This window comes from Xanthobacter sp. YC-JY1, assembly GCF_021730305.1.
Classification (GTDB): Bacteria; Pseudomonadota; Alphaproteobacteria; order Rhizobiales; family Xanthobacteraceae; genus Xanthobacter; species Xanthobacter flavus.
Genome location: NZ_CP032674.1, coordinates 1,683,443 through 1,705,549, shown reverse-complemented (window position 1 = coordinate 1,705,549; position 22,107 = coordinate 1,683,443). Strand labels below are relative to the sequence as shown.

The window sequence follows — 22,107 nt, the reverse complement described above, 5'->3', positions numbered from 1 at the left end:
TGGGGGGGGTCAGGCCGGCTCGGTGGCGAGGGCGTCGAACGCCTCCAGTGCCTTGCCCGCATAGACGGCGGACGGCCCGCCGCCCATCTCGATGCACACGCCGAGAATGTCGGCGAGCTCCGCGCGGCTGGCGCCGTGGCTCCGCGCATTGGCGGCGTGGAACACGACGCAGTCGGCGCAGCCCTGGTGGACGGCGATGGCGAGGGCCACCAACTCCTTCATCTTCGCCGGCACCGCGCCGGACTTCGACGCCTCGCCCATGAGGCCCCGGAAGGCGCTCATCACCTGCGGCGCCGCCTTGGCGAGGGCTCCGAAGCGCTGGTTCATGTCTCTCAATTGCTGGGGTACGGATGTCGTCATGGCGGTTCCTCAGGTGAAGACCATGCCGCCGTCCACGAGCAGGGACTGGCCGGTCATGAAGTCGGATTGGGACGAGGCGAGGAAGCGGGCGACGCCGACGAGATCGTCCGGGCGTGAGGCGCGGCCTAGCACGGCGCCGGCCGCGAAGGTGTCGAAGGCTTCGTTCTCGCCGTGGGTCAGGCCGCTGTCGCGGAAGCCCTTGTCGATCACCTTCCACATGTCGGTGGCCACCACGCCGGGGCAGAAGGCGTTGGCGGTGATGCCCTCCCTGCCGAAGGCGCGGGCGGCGGCCTGGGTCATAGCCACCACCGCGAACTTGCTGGCGCAGTAATGGGCCAAGGGCTCATAGCCCTGCTTGGCGGCGATGGAGGCGGTGTTGATGATCTTGCCGCCGCCGCCCTGCCTGCGGAAGGTCTTCACCGCTTCCTGCATGCCGATGAGCACGCCGAGCGCGTTCACATCCGTGACGAAGCGCCAATCCTCTTCGGTGATGTCGAGGAAGGGCCGCGTCTGGGCGACGCCCGCATTGTTGAAGAGCACATCGAGCCGCCCGAACGCCTCCGCCGTCCGGTCGATGAGCGCGCGCACCTGCGCCCGCTCGCGCACATCCACCGGAACGGCGATGGCGGTGCCGCCCGCCGCCGTGATCTCATCCGCCACCCTGGCAGCGGCGGCGAGAGAGAGGTCAGCGACGGTGATGCGCGCGCCGTCCTGAGCGAGCGCCTTGGCGATGGCGGCGCCGATGCCACCGGCTGCGCCGGTGATGATGATGCTCTTGTCCTTGAGATCGGACATGGGTCCTCCTTCGCCGGTCGCGGTGGCGCGCCGGCGTTCCAGGGTTCAGGAATTGTCGGCGGTCAGCGCTTGAGGTGGTCGAGCAGCAGCTCGTTCACCCGGCTGGATTTCTCCATCTGCACCATGTGGCCGGCGCCGGGCAGCACCTCCACCGTGGCGCGGCCCTCCAGCGCGCCGGCATGGGCGGCGGGAATGACGCGGTCGGTCTCGCCCCACACCACGAGGATGGGCGCGTCCGTCTCCTTCAGCCTGTCGGCCAGCACATGGGTCTGCCGCTGGGCCGGGAAGAGATTGGCCGAGAGCGCGGAGAGGGCACCATCCACGCCATCGAGGCGCTTGTACTTGAGGATGTCCTCGATCAGCTGGCGCGTGACCGTCGCCGGCTCATGGAACAACTGCTCCAGCACCGGCTTCATGTCGCGCCGCGAGCCAGCGGCGACGAAGCCGTCCGTGTAGCCGGAATTGATCTCCGGCCCGAGCCCGGCCGAGCCGATGAGCGCGAGGGAGGCCACGCGCCCCGGATGCTCCAGCGCGGCGGCGCTTGCCACCGCCCCGCCCATGGAATGGCCCACGAGATGCGCGCGCGGAATGGCGAGGGCATCCATGAAGGCGATGAGAGCGCCGGAGAGAAAGGCGAGGCTAGCCTCCCCCACCGCCTTGTCAGATTGCCCGTGCCCCGGCAGGTCGAGCGCATACACGGTGGCGGCGCCGGCCAAAGCATCGATGTTGAACAGCCAGTTGTCGAGATCGCCGCCGAAGCCATGGACCAGCACCACGGTCTTCTCGCCCTCGCCGCGGCGGGCGTAGCGCAGGCGGCCGGCGGGCGTGTCAACGAATTCGTAGCGCGGACCGGCCGCGTCCGCCGCCTCTTCCGTCTCCGCCGGCACCGCGAAGGCGGCGACGAAAGCGTCGATATCGACGTCGGGTACATCTTCATCCGCCAGCACGCCGATGAGCGCCTTGACGGGATAGACCGTGCCAGGCGCGCCGAGCGTGCGGCGCAGGACGCCCGCGTCGCCGGCCTCGACCACGCCGGCAATCTTGTCGGTCTCCACCTCGACGATCTCGTCGCCCACGGCGATCTTGGCGCCCTCGGGCTTCAGCCATCCCGTGACCTTGCCCTCCGCCATGGAGAGCCCCCACTTGGGCATGACGATGGGCTTGATGCGCGTGTCCGTCATTGTCCGATGTCTCCGGCGATCAGGCTGCGAGCGCCTGGGGATGGGTCTTCAGAACGGCGGCGGCGATGGCGTCGGCGGAGGGGATGTAGAGGTCCTCCAGCGCAGGCGAGAACGGCACCGGCGTGTGCGGCGCTGTCACCATCTGCGGCGCCGCCTTCAGCGCCCCGAAGGCGTGCTGGGCGACGTAGGCCGCCACGTCCGTGGCGATGGAGCAGCGCGGGTTGGCCTCGTCCACCACCACCAGGCGGCCGGTGTTCTCCACGCTCTCGATCACCGTGTCCCAGTCGATGGGCGAGAGGGTGCGCAGGTCGATCACCTCCGCCTCGAGGCCACTGCGCTTGGAGAGGGTCGCCGCCGCCTCCAGCGCGCGGTGAACGGTGAGGCCGTAGCTGACGATGGTCACGTCACGCCCGTCACGCACCACGTTCGCCTCGCCGAAGGGGATGGCATAGGGCTCGGCGGGCACGTCGGCCTCGCTGGCGTAGAGGTTCTTGTGTTCGCAGAAGATCACCGGGTCATCGTCGCGGATGGACTGGATCAGCAGGCCCTTGGCGTCATAGGCGTTGGAGGGGCACACCACCTTCAGCCCGGGCACGTGGGTGAACATGGGAGTGAGCATCTGCGAGTGCTGAGCAGCGGCACGGAAGCCGGCGCCGACCATGGCGCGGATGACCACGGGCGTCTTCGCCTTGCCGCCGAACATGTAGCGGAACTTGGCCGCCTGGTTCAGGATCTGGTCGAAGCACACGCCCATGAAGTCGAGGAACATCAGCTCCGCCACCGGCCGCATGCCACAGGCGGCGGCGCCGATGGCCGCGCCGATATAGGCGCTCTCGGACAGGGGCGTGTCGATGAGGCGGTTGCCGTGCTTGCCGTAGAGACCCTTGGTGACGCCGAGCACGCCGCCCCAGGCGTCCATCTCCCCCGGCGAGCCGGAGCCGCCGACGATGTCCTCGCCGAGCAGGATGACGGTGGGGTCGCGACGCATTTCAAGGTCGAGGGCTTCGTTGATCGCCAGCTTGAAGCTGAGGGTGCGGGACATGGTTTCCTCCAGGAAATCGTTTGGCCGTGCGGGTTCGCTGCAAGGGCTCAGTAGGAGACGTAGACGTCGCTGGTCAGCTCGTGATGGGTCGGCTGCGGGGCCGACTTGGCCGAGGACACGGCCTCGTCGATGAGGTTCGCCACCTCGCGGTCGAGGAGCGCGATCTCGGCATCGGACACGACGCCCGCCGCCGTCACGCGATCGGCGAATATCTTGAGGCAGTCGCGGTTGAGGCGGTTGAAGTCGTTCTCGCCCTTGGCCTTGTAGGTCTGGCTGTCGCCTTCGAAATGGCCGTAGAAGCGCACCATCTTGCATTCGAGCAGCGCCGGCCCGCCGCCCGCGCGCGCCTTGGCGATGAGCTCGCCGGCCGCCTTGTGGACGGCGAAGAAGTCCGTGCCGTCCACGCTGACGCCCGGCAGGCCAAAGCCGTGGGCGCGGTCGAGGAAGCTGTCGACGCCCGTGGCGTAGATGACGGAGGTCGCCTCCGCGTATCCGTTGTTCTCCAGCACGAAGATCACCGGCAGGTTCCAGATGGCGGCGAGGTTCATGCTTTCGAGAACCGTGCCCTGGTTGGCCGCGCCGTCGCCGAAGAAGGTGATGCCCACGCCCCCGTCACCCCGGAACTTGGCGGCGAGCGCCGCGCCGCAGATAAGCGGTGCGCCGGCGCCGAGGATGCCGTTGGCGCCCATCATCCCCTTGGAGAGATCGGCGATGTGCATGGAGCCGCCCTTGCCACGGCATGAGCCGGAGGACTTGCCGTAGATCTCGGCCATCATCTCCGCCACATCCACGCCCTTGGCGATGCAGTGGCCGTGGCCGCGATGGGTGGAGGCGATGCGGTCGCTGTCGGTGAGGTGCATCATGATGCCGGTGGCGCAGGCCTCCTCGCCGGCATAGAGGTGGACGAAGCCGGGAATGTCGCCTTTCGCGAACTCCACATGCAGCCGCTCCTCGAAATCGCGGATGGTACGCATGGTGCGATAGGACGCGAGAAGCGCGTCCTTCTCCAGCGGGATCGGATTGTTGGACAAGGCGCCGTGGGTGGACTGCATGGGCGTCTGAATGGACATGGGCTTTTCCTCCTCCTTGAGATCGACCGGACCGGCAGGGAGAAAGGCAACCGCAGGCGCGCCTGCTCACGGCACCGCTTCTGATGGAGCGGGCCACGTTTCCTTCCCCTGCCATATTCTTCGGCGCCGACTTCGGGCCGGCTTGATGGGAAGGACATGAGCAAGGGGCAGGCCAACCGCACCCGTCGCGCCAAACCGTTGCGGCACAAGGCGGAGCCGCGAGCGTAGCGCGTGGACACCTGAGGCGGCAGCGCCACAGGTGTGGCGCCGCGCGTGCCACAGGTGTTGCAGCGTGACCCTCGCCATGGATTTCGCCGACACGCGCCTGACCCTCGGAAAGGCTTGCCGGCGCTTCATTTCGCGGCAACACTCGCTCTCAATAAAAACGATCTGGGAGGATCGTCATGCGACAGGAGCAGGTCGCGCACATCGACGAGCTCATGCGCGCGGCGAGCGGCTTGCCTGTGCCATCACGCGCGACGCGCGATCAGGTCATCACCCAGTCCTGGCAGCGCTGCGTCAGCGAGCATCGTCTTGATCCGGTGGTGCTGCGCGAGCCCCTGATCCTACCCTCGACCCAGTTGCGCGAGCATCAGGACGCCATGGACGAGTTCATCCACACCGCGCGCTTCGGTGTGGAGACGCTGTATCGGGACGTGGCGGGCCTCGGCTACGTGCTGCTGCTGACCGACGCCAAGGGCATCACCGTCGACTTCATCGGCGATCCCACCTTTGACGCCAGTCTCATGCGCGCCGGCCTCTATCTCGGCGCCGACTGGAAGGAGCCGAGCGCGGGCACCTGCGCGGTTGGCACCTGCATCGCCACGGGGGAGGCTCTGACCGTTCACCAGACCGACCATTTCGACGCCACGCACATTCCCCTCACCTGCACGGCGGCGCCCGTGTTCGATCCCTCCGGCGCGCTCGCCGCCGTGCTCGACATCTCCGCCCTGCGCTCGCCGCAGCCGAAGGAGAGCCAGCTGCTCGCGCTGCAATTGGTGAAGTCGATCGCTCACAAGATCGAGACGGCGAACCTGCTCAACCGCTTCCGCGGCGAGTTCATCCTGCGCCTCGCGCCCTCGCCCGAATTTGCGGATGTGGACCCGCCCTATGTGCTGGCGGTGGACCGGGCGGGGTGCATCGCCGGCTTCAACAGCAAGGCCCGCGCCCTGTTGCGGCGCGAACTGGAGTCGCGCCCAACGGCCGATGCCGCGCGGCCGCTGGTGGGGCGCCGCCTCTCCGACATCGTCGAGATCGCCCTCGACGACCTGCCGCGCCTCAGCCCGGCAAGCCCGGTGGCGCAGCGCATGGTGCGCCTCGCCGGCACCGGTACGCCCATGTTCGCCCACTGCCAGCTGCCGGCCCGCATTTCCACCCGGTCGGTCGCCGCCGCCCCGCCAAGCCTGCCGGCGCCTCTCGCCGGCCTCAATGGCGGCGATCCCGCCATGGCCGGTGTGGTGGAGCGCGCCGCGCGGCTGGTGAACACGCAGATGAACCTCATCGTCTGTGGCGAGACCGGCACCGGCAAGGAATTCCTCGCCAAGGCCATCCATGCCGCCGGCGCCCGCTCGGCGCGGCCGTTCGTGGCGGTGAACTGCGCCGCGCTGCCGGAGACGCTGATCGAGGGCGAGCTGTTCGGCTACGAGGCCGGCGCCTTCACCGGCGCGGCGGCGCGCGGCCGCAAGGGGCTGGTACTGGAGGCGGATGGCGGCACGCTCTTTCTCGACGAGATCGGCGACATGCCCCTGCCCCTCCAGACCCGCCTGCTGCGCGTGCTGGCGGAGCGGGAGGTGACTCCCCTGGGTCGCACCCGGCCGGTGCCCGTGAACATCCGCGTCATCGCAGCGAGCCACCGCGATCTGCGCGCCGAGGTCAACGCAGGCCGGTTCCGCGAAGATCTCTATTTCCGCCTGAGCGGCGCGGTGCTCACCTTGCCGCCCCTGCGCCGCCGCGCCGATTTCGACTGGCTGGTGGAGCGCCTTCTGGAGGAGCGTGGCAAGGTGGAGAAAACGCGTTTCAGCCTGTCGCCGGTCGCGCTCGGTCTGCTGCGCGACCATCGCTGGCCCGGCAATATCCGCGAATTGATGAACACGCTTGATCTCGCCTGCGCCCTCTCCTCCGGAGGGACGATCGAGCCCGACGACCTTCCCGAAGGCCTGCTCGCGGGGGACGCCCTGCCCCATGGGTCTGCGATCTCGCCTGCCCTCCTCAGGGGAGAGGCGGACGCCGCGCGTGACGGGCTCGTCGCGGCCCTGCGTGCGCGGGGATGGAACATCTCCGCCGTCGCCCGCGACCTCGGGGTGGACCGCACGACGATCCACCGCCGCATGCGCCGCAGCGGGATCGCGCGGCGCATCTCGACCTAGGCGCAGCAGGTCGCCAAACGTCGCTTTTTCAGGTCGGTATCGCTCAGGTGCTGCGGGTTTGCGACTGGCATCGTCGCGCGGGCATGGGGCTTGATGCGCACAGTCGCAGCCCTGGCTGTGCTGGCGTAGGGGAACGCGTCGACGATGCTGTCGAGATTCTCGGAGACGATGGATCGTTTCTCGGACAGCGCCGCGATCTGCACCGCTCTCGAAGCCGCCGCTGTTATTTTCATTGCGGGAAATGGTGGGGCCAGAGTCAAGGTTGAGGCCGCAGAAATGGACATGTTCGCATTGATTTGAACATATGAAATATCAATCAGATTTTATGATGCCTGAGAGAATACACCGCACCTCATCAAATAAATGATATCTCGATCGACTTTTCTGTAGTCTAAATTTCTTAACTCACCTACGACCCTCGCCGGGGGCATATTTATCTTATAGCAGCCTCGGCGCGGCGAATGAAAAGGTGGGCACCGAAGGTCGCTCGCGGCCATATAGATATCCGCGCGACGTCCTGATTCATTGGTACTATAGTTGGACTGAAAATTGCCACATGGAGTGCGCGGCCAGATGCCGAACGAGAAGCGTGCGGGCCCCGGAGCGAATGCGAAGACCGCATCCAGGAGCCAGGCGGTGCCTCAGCTGTTTGAACGCAACTGCTCGGTCGGACGCACAATCTCCATCATGTCGGATGCGTGGAGCTTCCTCGTCATACGCGAGGCGTTCTTCGGCGCGCGGCGGTTTGAACAGTTCCGGACCGCGCTCGGGCTGCCACGCGGCACGCTTGCGGAACGGCTGAAGCGCCTCACCGTGCGCGGCATTTTCCGCCAGGTGCACTATTCGGCGAATTCAAGCCGAGCCGAATATCATCTCACGCGCTGTGGAATGGAGCTGTACCCGAGCTTCGTCGCACTGATCCGCTTCGGCGACCGCTGGCTTTCCGACCCGGAAGGGCCGCCGCTCAAGCTGATCCACGCCACCTGTGGGCAGGAATGCGAACCCTATGTGGCTTGTTCCCACTGCCTCGGCGAGGTGAAGGCAAACCGTGTGCGCTACCGCGACGGACCGGGCGCTGGCCGCACCCCCGTGGAGCCGGCGAAGCGGGCGCGACGCACAGCTGAGTCATCGAGCTTCTCGCGCGGCCGCCCGAGCTCGGTATCGCGTTCCCTGGAGATCATCGGCGACCGCTGGAGCTTTCTTATCCTGCGCGAGGCATTCTTCGGCGTGCGGCGGTTCGACCAGATGCAGACAGAGCTCAGGATCGCACCCAACATCCTCACCGAACGGCTCGGGCGGCTCGTAACGCGCGGCGTGTTCGATCGGGTCAAGTACCAGGATCTGCCCGAGCGCTACGAATATCGGCTCACCGAAATGGGCAAGGACCTCTACGGCGCATTCATCACCATGGGCGCGTGGGGCGACCGGTGGCTGTCCGCCGGCGATCCGCCGCTGGTCCTGACGCATCTCGACTGCGGGCACGATTTTTCCGCAGTGGTGGTGTGCAACAAGTGCCGCAAGCCCATCGAGGCCCCCGACATGCGCTACCGCCTCAACTACGATCCGGCCCTCTACGGCGCTCCGCAGGCCGGCGACCGGATAGTCGAGATTTTGGTGTCGGGGGAGGATGCGCCTGCTCAGGATGTGCCCAGCCAAGACCGGGCGACGCAGGATGAGGCCCGGCCGGGGAAGCGGGCGGCCCCACGCCGGGGCCGCCCAGGGACCGCTACTTCTTGATCAGCGGGCACTGGCTCTGGGACAGCGGGCGGAAAGCCTGCTCGCCCGGAATGACCTGCACCAGCTTGTAATAGTCCCACGGTCCCTTCGATTCCGAAGGGCTCTTCACCTGATAGACGTACATGTCGTGGATGAAGCGGCCATCGGCGCGGATGTAGCCGTTCTTGGCGAAGAAGTCGTTGACCTTCATCTCGCGCATCTTGGCCATGACGGCCTGAGCCTCATCGGTTCCGGCAGCCTCGACAGCCTTCAGATAGAGCATGGTGGAGGAATAGTCTCCCGCATCGCCCATGTGCGGCTTGCGGCCCATGCGGGCCTCGAAGCGCTTGGAGAAGGCGCGGGTCTCATCGTCCCGATCCCAGTAGAAGGCATTGGTGAGCACGAGGCCCTGGGCATTCTCAAGGCCCATGGAATGGATATCTGTGATCCACACGAGGAGCCCGGCGAGGGACTGCTTGCCGGATTGCGTCAGCCCGAAATCGTGCGCGGCCTTCACGGCGTTGATGAAGACGGTGCCGGAGCCGGCGACCGCAATCACGTCCGCTCCCGATCCCTGCGCCTGAAGCATGAAGGAGCCGTGATCGAGGGTATTGATGGGGTAGCGCACAGCGCCCACCACGTTGCCCCCGCCTGCCTTTACCACCGACGCTGTGTCGGCCTCCAAAGCGTGGCCGAAGGCATAGTCCGCGGTCAGGAAGAACCAGTTCTTCTTGCCTTGCTTGATGAGTGCGTTCCCCGTGCCGACGGCCAGCGCATAGGTGTCGTACGCATAGTGGATCGAGTTCGGCGTGCACATGTCGCCGGTGAGGCGCGAGGAGCCCGAGCCGTTGATGATGGCGATGCCGTTCTTTTCCTTCGCCACCCCGGCGACGCCGATGGCCACGGCAGAATTGATGAGGTTGGCGATCATGTCGACCTTGTCGACGTCGAACCATTCCTTCGCCTTGGCGATGGCAATCTCGGTCTTGTTCTGGTGGTCGGCGACAATGACCTCGATGGGCTTGCCGAGCACCTTCCCGCCGAAGTCTTCCACGGCCATCTTCACCGCCGTGACGGATCCCTCACCCGATTCATGGGAGAACTGCCCCGACATGTCGGTGAGAACGCCGATCTTCACCATGTCATTGGCGATCTTGCCGGCCGCGGGCGGAGCCGCGGGGGTCTGAGCATGGGCCGGCAGCGACATGGCAAGCGCGGCGCATATCGTCGCCACGTGTGCAATCCTGGACATCCGTCTTCCTCCTGCGTGATCCGGCGCGCCTTTCCGGCTTAGCGTCCGGCTGGTCTGTCCCCGCACCGACCCATGTCTTTCATAAATGGACGTTTGAATTGCCGCGTCCCGGTCATTTCATCCCGCGGTGCAGTATGGAGTCTTGCGCGCCGCAGGAAATGCTGTCTGAGGCCGGTTCGTCGGTCCCGTATCGGTCGGTGCGGCATTGACAACAGCACTTTCAGTCTATTAATGCAAGTTACGAATTGATCAGCGGATCCGATCGACGCGACCGCCGTCCGGCGGCACGACGGGCCGGACAAGAACCGCTGGTGCCCGCCCGCGGGCAGGCCTGGAAGGGAGGCGGCAGGTGAGCGCGCGCGAAATGCCGGACCGACGGCAGAACTATCGACACTTCCGGGAGATCACGACGCGCTGGATGGACAATGACGTCTACCAGCACGTGAACAACGTGGTTTATTACTCTTTCTTCGATACGGCCGTCGGTCATTACCTGATCGAGACAGGTGCGCTGGACGTCGAGGCCAGTCCCGTCATCGGGCTCGTGGCGGAGACGCGCTGCCAGTATTTCTCGTCCCTGTCCTTTCCCTCGAAGGTGCACGCGGGCCTGCGCGTCGGGCGCCTCGGAACCACCAGTGTGCGATACGAGATCGGCCTCTTTCGCGATGCGGACGATGTGGCGGCCGCACAGGGGCATTTCATCCATGTCTATGTGGACCGCGCCACGAACCGGCCGGTTCCGCTCCCGGACAAGCTGCGCCATGTTCTTGCGCCCCTCGTCGTCGGCGAGGCGGGCGTTGGGACCAGGGAGGGCTGAATGGCGGATATCGAGGTTGCCGTCGCGGACCACATCGCCACCGTCACGCTGAATCGTCCGGCGCAGCGCAACGCCATGACGCTCGCCATGTGGCGCGACGTGGCGCGGATATTCTCCGAGCTCGGCGCGGACCGCGATGTACGGGCGATCCTGCTCGCAGGCGCGGGCGCCGACTTCAGCGTCGGGGCGGACATCTCCGAATTCCCGGTTGTGCGCCACACGCTGGAGCAGAGCGTGGAATATGAAGTGGCGGTGGATGCGTCGTCCGACGCCATCGCTGGGGCCGGCAAGCCGACCATCGCCGTGGTCTCCGGCTATTGCCTCGGCGGGGGGTGCCACCTCTCCATGTCCTGCGATTTTCGCATCGCCGCGCCGACCGCCATCTTCGGCATTCCGGCGGCCAAGCTTTCCATCGTCTATGGCGTGCGCAGCACCCAGCGCCTGCTTTCGCTCGTCGGGCTCACGCAGGCGAAGCGCATCCTCTACACGGCGGATCGCATCCCCGCCGAAGAGGCGCTGCGCATCGGCTTCGCAGACGACCTGGCTCACGACCCGATGGCTGCGGCCCGAACCCTCGCCGGACGCATCGCGGCGAATGCGCCGCTCTCCGTGAGCGGGGCGAAGTTCATCCTCGACGGTCTCGCCATGGGGCCCGGGGCGCTCGATCTCGATGCCGCCCAGGCGCGCATCGACGGTGCATCCCGCAGCTTCGACTATAAGGAGGGGCGCAATGCCTTCGCCGAGAAGCGCCCGCCGCGCTTCGAGGGGCGGTGAGCGGTCCCGCACGGGAGGAAACAGCCATGAAGATGCACGTGCTTTCCGGCGGCCGCCTCCGGATGAAGCGGCACATCTACCAGCCCGATGCCGACCGCAGCGAGAGCATCGAGCTGCCGGTTGCCTCGATCCTCTTGCGACATGCCCAGGGCAACGTCCTGTTCGACACGGGCTGCCACCCGTCCGTCGTGGACGATGCCGAGGCGCGATGGGGCGGCGTGGCGCGGGCCATGACGCCGATCATGGGGCCCGAGGACAATGTGGTCTCCCAGCTCTCCTGCGTGGGTCTTGGGGCCGACGACATCGACGTGGTGGTCTGCTCGCACTTCCACCCGGACCATTGCGGCTGCAACGGCTTCTTCCGCAAGGCGACGGTCATCGTCCACACGGCGGAACTCGCCGCAGCGAAGGCGGAGAATGCCGCTTCCGCAGGCTATCTCCCGATCGAGTGGGACCAGGGCAATCCCCTGGAGCTGATAGAGGGAGAGAAGGATCTGTTCGGCGACGGGCGCGTCACCCTCATCCCGTTGCCAGGCCACACGCCGGGCCTCACCGGTGCGCTCGTCACCCTGGACCGCGACGGCGCCTTCCTGCTGGCCTCCGACGCGGTGAGCCTGCGGACCAGCCTCGACCCCGGCGTGGTGCCGAAGAACACCTGGAACGTCGATCTTCACCATCGCTCCATCGCGGAAATCCGCAGGATCGAGGCAGGCGGCGCCACCGTCCTGTGCGGCCATGACGACGCCCAGTGGCAGACCCTGCGGAAGGGGGCCGACGCCTACGAGTGAGGCGCAGTCCCGTTTCTATCCATCCTCTCAGTCAAGGCGGATTTTCCATGGATCTCAATCTCAAGGGCAAGGTTGCGCTGGTCACCGGCGGGGCGCGCGACGTGGGGCGCGAGATTTCGCTCGCCCTCGCCGCCGAGGGCGCGACCGTCGCGCTGAACTACCGCAACTCGGCGGAAGAGGCGCAGGCCGTCGTGGACGAGATCCGCGCGCTCGGTGGCGAGGCCAAGACCTACAAGGCGGACGTCGCAGACTTCACCGCCGTAAAGGCGATGGTCGAGGCCATCGTTTCCGATTTCGGCGGCCTGAACATCGTGGTCAACAATGCCGGCCTCGCCATCCGGCAGAAGTTCACCGACTCCACCGAGAAGGAGTGGAAGGCGCAGATCGATACCTGCCTTTATGGCGCCATCCATCTCGCCCATGCGGCCGTCCCGCATCTGGAAAAGGCGGGCGACGGGCGCCTCATCGCCATCGTCGGCGACTCCTCGCGCGTGGGCGAATCCGGCCTCGCCATCGTGGCGGCGGCGCGGGCGGGCACCATCGCCCTCATGAAGTCGCTGGCGCGAGAACTGGGCCGCAGCGGCGTGACGGCCAACACCGTTTCCCTCGGTCTCGTCGAGACCGCCCATGACCGCTCGTGGGTGGAAGCCAATCGCGACAAGCTCACCAAATTCTATCCGCTGCGCCGCCTCGGCCAGCCGGAGGACATCGCACCGACCGTCGCCCTGCTCGCCTCGCCGAAGGGGTCGTGGATCACCGGGCAGGTGATCTCCATCTCCGGCGGCTTCTGCATGGTGTGAAGACAGCCGCGCACAAGAACGCGGTCATCAAAGGGGAGGAACGGATGCTCAAGGCGGATCTGATCGCTCCGGTGGCGGAGCTGTTGCGGCGGCATGCGACGGAGCGCGGCGGGAAAGTCGCGTTCCGAGATGCCCGGCGCGCCGTCACCTATGCCGAGCTGGCGCGGCGCACGGCGAACCTCGCCGGCCATCTCGCCGGCCTCGGCGTCGGGTCCGGCGATCGCGTGGCGATCCTGCTGCCGAACAGCGTCTCCTGGGTGGAGGCCTGCCTTGCCATTGTCCGGGCCGGGGGCGTCGCGGTGCCCATCAGCGCCGAGGCGGCGCCCGGAGAGGTGTCTTACCGCCTGTCCGACGCCGCGTGCCGGATCGTCATCACCACGGCCGCCCGCGCGGAGATGGTGGAGGCATTGCGGGCTGAGGCACCTAGCGTCGCCGGCCTGCTGCTGGTGGACGCCCCGGCCGACGATCTGCGCAGCTTCGAGGCGCTGGCGGAGCTGCCATCCGCCGCGCCTGCGCGCGATCCCGATGATATCGATGCGGCGTCCTTCATCATCTACACCTCCGGGACCACCGGACGCGCCAAGGGCGTGCTGCTCACCTGCCGCAGCATGCTGTGGGTGACGGCGGCGTGCTGGAGCCCGGTCGTGGGCCTGAATGCGGACGACACGGTGCTGTCGCCGCTGCCGCTCTTTCATTCCTACGCCCTGAATTTCTCGGTTCTCTCCATCCTCGCCACGGGCGCAAGCGAGTACATCCTGGAGAAATACTCAACCCGCGAGGCCATGCGCCTTCTCGAGACCGGCGAGTTCACGGTCTTTCCCGGCGTGCCCACCATGTTCCATTATCTGATGGAGGCGGCTCAGGCGGAGGGGCGCAGTTCCCTGCCGGGTCTGCGCGTGTGCGTTTCGGCAGGGGCGATCATGCCGGCGACGCTGAACGCGGCGTTCGAAGGGGCCTTCGGCGTGCCTCTGCTGGATGGCTACGGCATCACTGAAACCTCCACCATGGTGACGATGAACGCGGCCTCGTCCTCGCGCGTCATGGGGTCGTGCGGCCTGCCCCTGCCGGGCGTCGCGCTGCGCATCGTCGATCCCGCGAGCCTGCGCGACCTCGATGCCGAGCAGGAGGGCGAGCTGATCGTGCGCGGGCCGAACGTCATGCTCGGCTATCACAACAAGCCGGAGGAAACGGCCAAGGCGCTACGCAACGGCTGGTACCACACCGGCGACCTCGCCCGTGCCGATCGCAACGGCTTCGTCACCATCACCGGCCGACTCAAGGAGCTGATCATTCGCGGCGGGCAGAACATCGCCCCGGCGGAGATCGAGGAGGTGGTGCTGCTCTTCTCCAGCGTGCTCGACTGCGCCGTGGCGGGTGTCGCTCATCCCCAGCTCGGCGAGGTGCCGGCTTTGTATGTGGTGCCACGCGACTCCAGCTTCGACGCGGACATGCTGCTGGACCACTGCCGGCTTCATCTCTCGTCCTACAAGGTGCCCCATGTGGTGCATCAGGTGGACGAGATTCCGCGCACCGGCTCCGGCAAGATCATCCGCTTTCGGCTGAAGGAGATGGTGCAGCCGTTGCCCTGACCCGGCGGCACCGCCGACTTCCCGCAAAGGGACAGGCGCCGGATCCTTCGGGTCCGGCGCCTGCTCTTTTTTGCGGATGGGTCTGCGGGGGGCGGCTCAGCCTGATGCGGAGGCCCGCGCGGCCTGCACCAGCCGGAAGAGGCGATCGGGCGCCACCGGGAGGGTGTCCACCTCGATGCCGAGCGGCGCCAGCGCGTCCGACACCGCATTGGCGATGGCCGCCGGCGCGCCGATGGTGCCGCCCTCTCCCATGCCCCGGAAGCCGCCGATATTGTTCGGCAGTTCCGCCTCCACGTGCAGGATCTCGATCTGCGGCATGGTGCTGGCGATGGGCACGAGATAGTCGGCGAGGCTCGCGGTCAGCAACTGCCCGCCATCGTCGTGCACGACCTCCTCCAGGAGGGCAGCGCCAATGCCCTGCGCCACGGCGCCGTGCACCTGGCCGTCCACGATCAGCGGATTGATGATGCGCCCGCAATCCTCCGCCACGGCGAAGCGCGTCACCGTGACGGCAAAGGTGGCGGGGTCGATCTCCACCATGGCGAGGTGGGTCGAGGCGCAGGCCGTGCCGAGATAGGGGTCGTAGCTCTCGGAGCCGACGAGATCCTCCCGCTGCTCGTGCGGGATGCGGCCCATCTGCGCATAGACCGCGTGGGCGACCTCTCGAAAAGTCATTGTTGCATTGGAGGAGCGGGCGCGGATGACGCCGCCTTCGGCCTCGAGGTCTTCCGCCGGAACATCCATGAGGAAGGCGGCGGCCTTCAGCACCTTGGTCTTCACCACGCGGGCGGTCTTGGTGGCGGCGCCGCCGCCGAGCACGGCCGACCGGCTGGCATAGGTGCCCGTGCCCATGGGTACGAGAGCGCTGTCGCCGTGCTGGATCTCGATGTCCTCCATGCGGCAGCCCAGTTCGTCGGCCACCACCTGGGCCAGCGTCGTCTCTAGCCCCTGTCCGTGGGACGAGATGCCGAAGGCGGCGGTGACGGCGCCTGTCGCGTCGATGCGGATGGAGGCGGTCTCGGTGCCGGTGTTGATGGGCATGCCCGGCGCGACGGCGATGCGCGAGCCGATGCCGGTCAGCTCCGCATAGCTGGCAAAGCCGATGCCGACCCAGCGGCCCTCGGCCCGGGCCGCATCGCGCTGGCGCACCAGCGCCGGATAATCCACCAGATCGCACACGCCCTGCAGGCATTCCTGGAAGGCGGAGCGGTCCCAGATGATGCCGGAGCCGGTGCGGTAGGGAAATTCCTCGGCCGTGACGAGATTCCGCCGGCGGATCTCGGCCGGGTCCATGCCGAGCTTGCGGGCCGCCATATCCATCAATCGCTCCATGGCGAAGGTGGAGGACGGGCGGCCGACACCGCGATAGGGTCCTGTCGGCGGCTTGGGGGTGAGCACGCCGCGCACCCGGCCGCGATAATGCTCCATGCGGTAGGGGCCGGGCAGGAAACTCACCACCTGCACCGGCTCCAGCGCGCCGGTCCAGGGATAGATGGAATAGGCGCCGATATCGCCGATCACGTCCGCCTTGAGGCCCAGGAGGTGTCCGTCCGCATCCACCGCCAGCTCCGCCTCGATGGTCTCGTCGAAGGCTTGGCTCATGGCGGTGAGGTCCTCCATGCGGTCGGCGACGAACTTCACCGGGCGCTCCAGCTTGCGCGCGAGCACGCAGACCAGCATCTCCTCGTGGTTCAGCGATCCCTTGCCGCCGAAGCTGCCGCCCACGTCGGGCGCCACCACGCGGATCCGGTTGCCGGGCAGGTCGAGGCAGGTGCCGAGCACGTCGCAGATGATGCCGGGGATGTTGGTGGAGGAATGCAGGGTGAGCGCCTGGCGCCGCCGGTCCCACTCGGCGAGATAGGAGCGGGTTTCCATGGGCATGGGCGTCTTGCGCGTCATGCGGAAGCGGCCCTTCACCACCACCGGCGCCGCGGCGATCACCGCGTCCACGTCGCCCCGGGCGAAGGTGCGGGAGATGATCACATTGGTGCCGGCTTCCTCATGCAGGAGCGGAGCGCCGTCTACAGCTGCCTCATCCTTCGAGACGGCGACGGGCAGCGGCTCGTAGTCGATGGAGATCAGCTCCAGCGCGTCCTCGGCGGCGTAACGGCTTTCGGCCACCACCGCGACCACCGGCTCGCCGACATAGCGCACCTTGCCCTCGGCAAGGGGCCGGAAGGGCGTCGCGTAATAGCCCTTCATGCGGGACGTTGGGATGGCGGGCTTGAAATCGCCGGCGATGTCGCCCGCATCGAAGATGGCGACGACACCGGGCACCGCGAAGGCTTCGCCCACGTCTATGGACCGGATGCGCGCATGGGGCTGGTCGCTGCGCAGCAGAGCGACGTGCAGCACGCCCTGCGGGTTCATGTCGTCCACATAGCGGCCGGAGCCGGTGAGCAGGCGCGGGTCCTCGGTGCGCTTGATGCGCTGGCCCACCAGCTTGGGCCGCATTTCCACGGAGGCGTCAAACGCGGTCACGTCAGCGGCCCCCGTGCGCGTGCCAGCTCGCGCACCGCATCCACGATATGCTGGTAGCCGGTGCAGCGGCAGATGTTGCCGGACAGGGCCTCGCGGATCTGGTCGTCGGTTTCCAGCGGGTGATGGCGCAGCATGTCGGTGATGGTCATCAGGAAGCCCGGCGTGCAGAAGCCGCATTGCAGGCCGTGGTGATCGCGGAACGCCTGCTGCACGCGGCCAAGGTCGCCCATGCGGCCGAGCCCTTCCACCGTCTCGATGGTGGCGCCGTCCGCCTGGATGGCAAGGGTGAGGCAGGAGCGCGCGCTGCGCCCGTCCAGGAGGATGGTGCAGGCGCCGCACACCCCGTGCTCGCAGCCCACATGGGTTCCCGTGAGGCCGAGGTCGTGCCTGAGGAAGTCGCTCAGCAGCAGGCGCGCGTCCACCGCGCGGGTCTGGGTCAGCCCATTGACGGTGAGCGTGATGGTGGCGCGGTCTTCCATCAGGCCGGCTCCATATGCGCCTCGCGGGCGCGGTCCCAGGCGTCGGCGAGGGCGCGGCGGGCGAGCGCGCCGGCAAGATGGCGGCGATAGTCGGCGGAGGCGTTGAGGTCGGAGTTGGGCGCCAGCGATGCCTTGAGCCGCGCGACCACCTCGTCGAACGCTTCGGCGGTGCCTTCGCGGCCCTCGAGGGCTGCCTCCACATCGCTCAGCCGCAGAGCGGTGTCGGCGATGCCCATCATGGCGATGCGCACGTTGCGCGCCCGCCCGTCCCTGCGTTCCATGAGCACGGCGACGGCCGCCAGCGCATAGTCGCCGTGGCGGCGGGAAAACTCTTCGAAGGCCCAGCCGGTGCCGTCCGCAGGTATGGCGAGATCGACGGCCGTGACCATCTCGTCCGGCTCCAGCGCGGTGGCGAGGGAGCCTATGAGGAAGTCCCGCGCCGGCATGGTGCGAGTGCCGCGCGGAGACGCGATATGGATGGTGCCGTCGAGCAGCAGCGTCATCATGGGCATCTCGGCGGCGGGGTCGGCATGGCACACGCTGCCGCAGAAGGTGCCGCGGTTGCGCACGGTGAGATGCGCCACATGCTTCATGGCGGCGTGCAGCACCGGGATGTGCCGGGCCACCAGCACATCCTCCGCTGTCATGCGGTGGCGCACCAGCGCGCCGAGCCGCAGCGTGCCGGCTTCGAGGGTGATGCGGTCGAGGTCCGGGATGCGGTTGATATCCACCAGAACCGATGGCTTCACGAGGCGAAAATTCATCATCGGCATCAGGCTCTGCCCGCCCGCGAGCACCTTGCCGTCGCCGCCTGCACCCGCAAGCGCCTCCACCGCGTGAGCGATGCTTTCGGCGCGAACATAGTCGAACCGGGCGGGCTTCATCGGCGTATTTCCGGCATGTCGGTTTCCGTTCCCTAGTGACTTGCATTATTAGACTATGTTAATCGGTGTCAAGCTGCCCGGGCCAGAGGCGGCATGCGCGCTCGAAGGACGTAAGGGAGCACCACGCCATGAAGATCAAAGCCGCCGTCCTGCGCAGCATGGGCGCTCAGATGCCGTACGCGCAGAGCCAGCCGCTCCATATCGAGGAGGTGGAGCTCGATCGACCCGGCCGGGACGAGGTGCTGGTAAAGATCGCGGCGGCGGGCCTGTGCCATTCGGATCTTTCCGTCATCAACGGCAGCCGGCCGCGGCCCATGCCGATGGCCATCGGGCACGAGGCGGCGGGCGTGGTGGTCGAGGCCGGCGACGGAGTGGACGACCTGAAGCCGGGCGATCACGTGGTCATGGTATTCATGCCCAGCTGCGGCCATTGCCAGCCCTGCTCTCAGGGGCGGCCGGCCCTGTGCGAGCCAGGCGCGGTGGCCAACGGCAAGGGCGAACTCCTGACCGGAGCGATCCGGCTACACGAGGGCGAGGAGACCATCCATCATCATCTGGGATGCTCCGCCTTTGCCGACCACGCGGTGGTGTCGCGCCGTTCATTGGTTCGAATAGACAAGGATATCCCGCTCGACGTCGCGGCGCTGTTTGGCTGCGCGGTGCTGACGGGCGTCGGCGCCGTGGTGAACACCGCCCGTGTCCAGGCCGGCGAGACCGTGGCTGTCGTCGGTCTCGGCGGCGTGGGTCTCGCCGCCGTCCTCGGGGCTCTGGCGGCAGGCGCCGCACGGGTGGTCGCCGTGGACCTGTCGCCGGAAAAGCTGCAGCTCACCAAGGACCTTGGCGCCACCGGCGTCGTGGACGCACGCGCCCCCGATGCCATCGAGCAGGTGCGGGCGCTCACGGGCGGCGGCGCCGATTTCGTGTTCGAGTTCGCCGGCTCCGCGCCGGCGCTTGAGAATGCCTACAAGATGACCAAGCGCGGCGGCACCACCGTCACCGCCGGCTTGCCACCGCCGGATGCCGTGCTGCCGGTGAACATCGTGAGCCTCGTCGCGGAAGAGCGGACGGTGAAGGGCAGCTATATCGGCACCTGCGTGCCGGTGCGCGACGTGCCGCGTTACATCGAGCTCTACAAGGCAGGCCGTCTCCCCGTGGACCGCCTGATGAGCGGGCGCATCCCGCTCGAAGACATCAACGAAGGCTTCGATCGGCTGCACGATGGTTCCGTCGTGCGTCTCGTCGTGGACTTCCAGAGCTGAGAGGGCGCAATGACCGACAAGAATTCCGCCGCGACGCTTGGGCTCGCGGATCCGAGCCTCTTCCGAGAGGCCAACCTCATCGGCGGCGAATGGGTGTCCGCCGCCAGCGGTGCGACCATAGCCGTCACCAATCCGGCGGATGGCACGCTCATCGGCCATGTGCCCGCCCTGTCGCGCCCTGAAGTGGCGGGCGCCATCCATGTGGCCCATGCGGCGCAGAAGAGCTGGCGGGCGAAGACCGGCAAGGAGCGCGCTGCAATCCTGCGGCGCCTGTTCGACCTGATGATGGCAAACCAGGACGACCTCGCCCGCATCATGACCGCCGAACAGGGCAAGCCCTTTGCCGAGGCGAAAGGCGAGATCGCGTACGCAGCCGCCTTCATCGAGTGGTTCGCCGAGGAGGCCAAGCGCGTCTATGGCGACACCATTCCCGCTCCCCTGCCGGGCCGGCGCATCATTGTGCAGAAGGAGCCCATCGGCGTCTTCGCCGCCATCACCCCCTGGAATTTCCCCTCGGCCATGATCACCCGCAAGGCGGGGCCGGGCTGGGCCGCAGGCTGCACCGGGGTGATCCGCCCCGCGAGCGAGACGCCCTTCTCCGCCCTCGCGCTGGGCGTGCTGGCTGAGCGCGCGGGCCTGCCGCCCGGTGTCTGCAACATTATCACCGGCCCCTCTTCCGAGACGGGCAAGGAGCTGTGCGAGAACGCCCTCGTGCGCAAGCTGTCCTTCACCGGGTCCACGCGGGTGGGCGCACTGCTCCTCGCCCAGTGCGCGCCGACCGTGAAGAAGACCAGCATGGAGCTTGGCGGCAACGCGCCCTTCATCGTCTTCGACGACGCCGGCCTGGACGAGGCGGTCAAGGGCGCCATGGCCTCCAAGTATCGCAACACGGGGCAGACCTGTGTGTGCGCCAACCGTTTCCTGGTGCAGGCCGGCGTCTACGACGCCTTCGCCGAAAAACTGGCTGATGCGGTCGGGCTCCTGAAGGTCGGCCCTGGCATGGTGGAGGGCGTCACCCAGGGGCCGCTCATCAATGCCGCCGCCGTCGCCAAGGTGGAGGAGCACATCGCCGATGCAGTGTCGAAGGGCGCCCGCATTGTTACCGGTGGGCAGCCTCATGCCCTCGGCCACAGCTTCTTCGAGCCGACCGTCCTGGCTGACGTGCCGAAGGATGCACTCATCTTCTCCGAGGAGACATTCGGGCCGGTCGCCCCGCTGATCCGGTTCGAGACGGAGGCCGAGGCGATCACCCTCGCCAACGCCACCGAGTTCGGCCTCGCCGCCTATTTCTACAGTCGGGACGTGGGCCGCATCTTCCGCGTGGCGGAGGCCATCGAGGCGGGCATCGTCGGCATCAACGAGGGGCTCATCTCCACCGAAGTCGCGCCGTTCGGCGGCGTGAAGTCATCGGGGCTCGGCCGTGAGGGCTCGAAATACGGCATCGAGGACTATCTGGAGATCAAATACCTCTGCCTCGGCGGCATCGACACGCCAGCCTGAAGCGGAAGGGAGACACGCACATGGACATGAGAGGCGAACAGCGCATCCCGGCCCCGCGCGAGGTGGTCTGGCGAGCACTCAACGATCCGGAGATCCTGAAGCTTTGCATCCCGGGCTGCCAGGAACTGGTGAAAAGCTCCGACACGCAGATGAGCGCGAAGGTGGTGCTCAAGGTGGGCCCGGTGAGCGCGCGGTTCGAAGGCGCGGTGACTCTCTGCGACCTCGATCCGCCGAACAGTTACCGCATCAGCGGCGAAGGACAGGGCGGCATGGCAGGCTTCGCCAAGGGCGAGGCAATGGTGCGTCTGGAGGCGGATGGCGACGGGACAATCCTGCGCTACGAGGTCGAGGCCCAGGTCGGCGGCAAGCTCGCCCAGCTCGGCGCCCGGCTCATCGACGCGACGGCGAAGCAGATGTCCGGAGCCTTTTTCAAGCGTTTTGCGCAGGAGATCGTCGCGCGCGGGGACGGACGGCAGGGGGACGCGCCGGCGTCGTCTGCGATGCCTGGGATGGCCTCCACCGCAACACCCCCTGCCACCCCTTCGCATGGCGCATTTTCTGCCGCGCCCCCCGGGCCACAGGCAAGCTCGGGCGGAATGCGCTTCGCTGGCCTTTGCGTCGTCGCTGCTTCACTCGTCGCTTCGGCCTATTTTCTTTCCGGCTCTCTGGTCAGTGAGCCAAGTGGCCGGATCGGAACCTCACCTGACTTCGTCGGGGCGGTGATCCTCATCCTGACCGCGAGCTTGGGCTACCTCTTCGGCCGCCTCCAGGGCGTTGCGTCGACCGTCGTCACGATCAGGCAGGAGGCAGGTTGAGCCAGGGCTGTTGACCATATAGGCCAGACACTGATCATCGAGGCTTGGCGGATCGATAGAAGCGCCGTCGGACACCATACGATCCTCGGCGTCTTGTGCCCGTCGATGTCCGCCAACCGGTCCCACCGGGACACAAACC

20 protein-coding genes are annotated in these 22,107 nt (G+C 67.3%); 10 read left to right on the top strand and 10 right to left on the bottom strand.

Annotated elements, in window-relative coordinates; all coding sequences use genetic code 11:
• Positions 1–9: 9 nt before the first annotated feature.
• From D7006_RS07960 to D7006_RS07940, 5 genes are all read right to left on the bottom strand, one after another.
• Positions 10–360 carry a carboxymuconolactone decarboxylase family protein gene (locus D7006_RS07960; RefSeq protein ID WP_237356208.1) on the bottom strand — a complete coding sequence of 117 codons (351 nt, stop codon included), beginning with the start codon at positions 358–360 and terminating at the stop codon, positions 10–12.
• 9 nt (positions 361–369) lie between these two features.
• Entirely contained in the window at positions 370–1,155 is a 786-nt protein-coding gene (locus D7006_RS07955) for a glucose 1-dehydrogenase (RefSeq protein ID WP_237356207.1), read from the bottom strand.
• 62 nt (positions 1,156–1,217) lie between these two features.
• Positions 1,218–2,336, bottom strand: a complete 1,119-nt coding sequence (locus D7006_RS07950; RefSeq protein WP_229644324.1) for an acetoin dehydrogenase dihydrolipoyllysine-residue acetyltransferase subunit — start codon at positions 2,334–2,336, stop codon at positions 1,218–1,220.
• A 19-nt stretch (positions 2,337–2,355) separates the two neighbouring features.
• Positions 2,356–3,378: an alpha-ketoacid dehydrogenase subunit beta gene (locus D7006_RS07945; protein ID WP_229644325.1), complete on the bottom strand. Its 1,023-nt coding sequence runs from the start codon at positions 3,376–3,378 to the stop codon at positions 2,356–2,358.
• Positions 3,379–3,425: 47 nt separating this feature from the next.
• Positions 3,426–4,448, bottom strand: coding sequence for a thiamine pyrophosphate-dependent dehydrogenase E1 component subunit alpha (locus D7006_RS07940; RefSeq protein ID WP_305852711.1), 1,023 nt, complete (start codon positions 4,446–4,448; stop codon positions 3,426–3,428).
• Between the two features lie 404 nt (positions 4,449–4,852).
• Here D7006_RS07940 and D7006_RS07935 point away from each other — a divergent pair, with 404 nt between their 5' ends.
• Entirely contained in the window at positions 4,853–6,814 is a 1,962-nt protein-coding gene (locus D7006_RS07935; protein ID WP_237356206.1) for a sigma-54-dependent Fis family transcriptional regulator, read from the top strand.
• Here D7006_RS07935 and D7006_RS07930 read toward each other — a convergent pair.
• Complete coding sequence (locus tag D7006_RS07930) at positions 6,811–7,098, bottom strand: hypothetical protein (RefSeq protein ID WP_237356205.1); 288 nt, start codon at positions 7,096–7,098, stop codon at positions 6,811–6,813. The genes D7006_RS07935 and D7006_RS07930 overlap by 4 nt on opposite strands.
• 289 nt (positions 7,099–7,387) lie before the next feature.
• On the opposite strand from D7006_RS07930, the gene D7006_RS07925 reads away from it, so the two are divergent.
• Complete coding sequence (locus D7006_RS07925) at positions 7,388–8,551, top strand: helix-turn-helix domain-containing protein (RefSeq protein ID WP_237356204.1); 1,164 nt, start codon at positions 7,388–7,390, stop codon at positions 8,549–8,551.
• On the opposite strand, the gene D7006_RS07920 is transcribed toward D7006_RS07925, so the two are convergent.
• Positions 8,541–9,782, bottom strand: coding sequence for an ABC transporter substrate-binding protein (locus tag D7006_RS07920; protein ID WP_237356203.1), 1,242 nt, complete (start codon positions 9,780–9,782; stop codon positions 8,541–8,543). The two genes, D7006_RS07925 and D7006_RS07920, sit on opposite strands and share 11 nt — an antisense overlap.
• A 364-nt stretch (positions 9,783–10,146) precedes the next feature.
• On the opposite strand from D7006_RS07920, the gene D7006_RS07915 reads away from it, so the two are divergent.
• Genes D7006_RS07915 through D7006_RS07895 form a run of 5 tightly spaced genes read left to right on the top strand, consistent with a single transcriptional unit; the run spans position 10,147 to position 14,550 of the window.
• Positions 10,147–10,599 (top strand): acyl-CoA thioesterase, encoded by a 453-nt coding sequence (locus D7006_RS07915; protein ID WP_371745105.1) that lies wholly within the window; start codon positions 10,147–10,149, stop codon positions 10,597–10,599.
• Entirely contained in the window at positions 10,600–11,373 is a 774-nt protein-coding gene (locus tag D7006_RS07910; protein ID WP_237356201.1) for an enoyl-CoA hydratase-related protein, read from the top strand.
• 26 nt (positions 11,374–11,399) lie between these two features.
• A complete protein-coding gene (locus D7006_RS07905) occupies positions 11,400–12,161 on the top strand; it encodes an N-acyl homoserine lactonase family protein (RefSeq protein WP_237356200.1) in 762 nt (253 codons plus the stop codon).
• Between the two features lie 47 nt (positions 12,162–12,208).
• A complete protein-coding gene (locus D7006_RS07900) occupies positions 12,209–12,961 on the top strand; it encodes an SDR family NAD(P)-dependent oxidoreductase (RefSeq protein ID WP_237356199.1) in 753 nt (250 codons plus the stop codon).
• A gap of 44 nt (positions 12,962–13,005) precedes the next feature.
• Positions 13,006–14,550: a class I adenylate-forming enzyme family protein gene (locus tag D7006_RS07895; protein WP_237356198.1), complete on the top strand. Its 1,545-nt coding sequence runs from the start codon at positions 13,006–13,008 to the stop codon at positions 14,548–14,550.
• A 96-nt stretch (positions 14,551–14,646) separates the two neighbouring features.
• Here D7006_RS07895 and D7006_RS07890 read toward each other — a convergent pair whose 3' ends face one another.
• Genes D7006_RS07890 through D7006_RS07880 form a run of 3 tightly spaced genes read right to left on the bottom strand, consistent with a single transcriptional unit; the run spans position 14,647 to position 18,394 of the window.
• Positions 14,647–17,004: a xanthine dehydrogenase family protein molybdopterin-binding subunit gene (locus D7006_RS07890; RefSeq protein ID WP_237356878.1), complete on the bottom strand. Its 2,358-nt coding sequence runs from the start codon at positions 17,002–17,004 to the stop codon at positions 14,647–14,649.
• A 23-nt stretch (positions 17,005–17,027) separates the two neighbouring features.
• Positions 17,028–17,510 (bottom strand): (2Fe-2S)-binding protein, encoded by a 483-nt coding sequence (locus D7006_RS07885; protein ID WP_237356197.1) that lies wholly within the window; start codon positions 17,508–17,510, stop codon positions 17,028–17,030.
• On the bottom strand, positions 17,510–18,394 hold the full coding sequence (locus D7006_RS07880; RefSeq protein ID WP_237356196.1) for a xanthine dehydrogenase family protein subunit M: 885 nt from the start codon (positions 18,392–18,394) through the stop codon (positions 17,510–17,512). The genes D7006_RS07885 and D7006_RS07880 overlap by 1 nt, the downstream gene beginning before the upstream one ends.
• 128 nt (positions 18,395–18,522) lie before the next feature.
• Between D7006_RS07880 and D7006_RS07875 the strand changes: the two genes are divergently transcribed.
• From D7006_RS07875 to D7006_RS07865, 3 genes are read left to right on the top strand one after another with little or no spacing between them, the layout of a single operon-like run.
• On the top strand, positions 18,523–19,653 hold the full coding sequence (locus D7006_RS07875) for a zinc-dependent alcohol dehydrogenase family protein (RefSeq protein WP_237356195.1): 1,131 nt from the start codon (positions 18,523–18,525) through the stop codon (positions 19,651–19,653).
• Between the two features lie 9 nt (positions 19,654–19,662).
• The gene (locus D7006_RS07870; protein ID WP_237356194.1) at positions 19,663–21,153 is read left to right on the top strand and encodes an NAD-dependent succinate-semialdehyde dehydrogenase; all 1,491 of its coding nucleotides are present in this window, start codon (positions 19,663–19,665) and stop codon (positions 21,151–21,153) included.
• Between the two features lie 20 nt (positions 21,154–21,173).
• Complete coding sequence (locus D7006_RS07865; protein WP_237356193.1) at positions 21,174–21,968, top strand: carbon monoxide dehydrogenase subunit G; 795 nt, start codon at positions 21,174–21,176, stop codon at positions 21,966–21,968.
• The last annotated feature ends 139 nt before the right edge of the window (positions 21,969–22,107 follow it).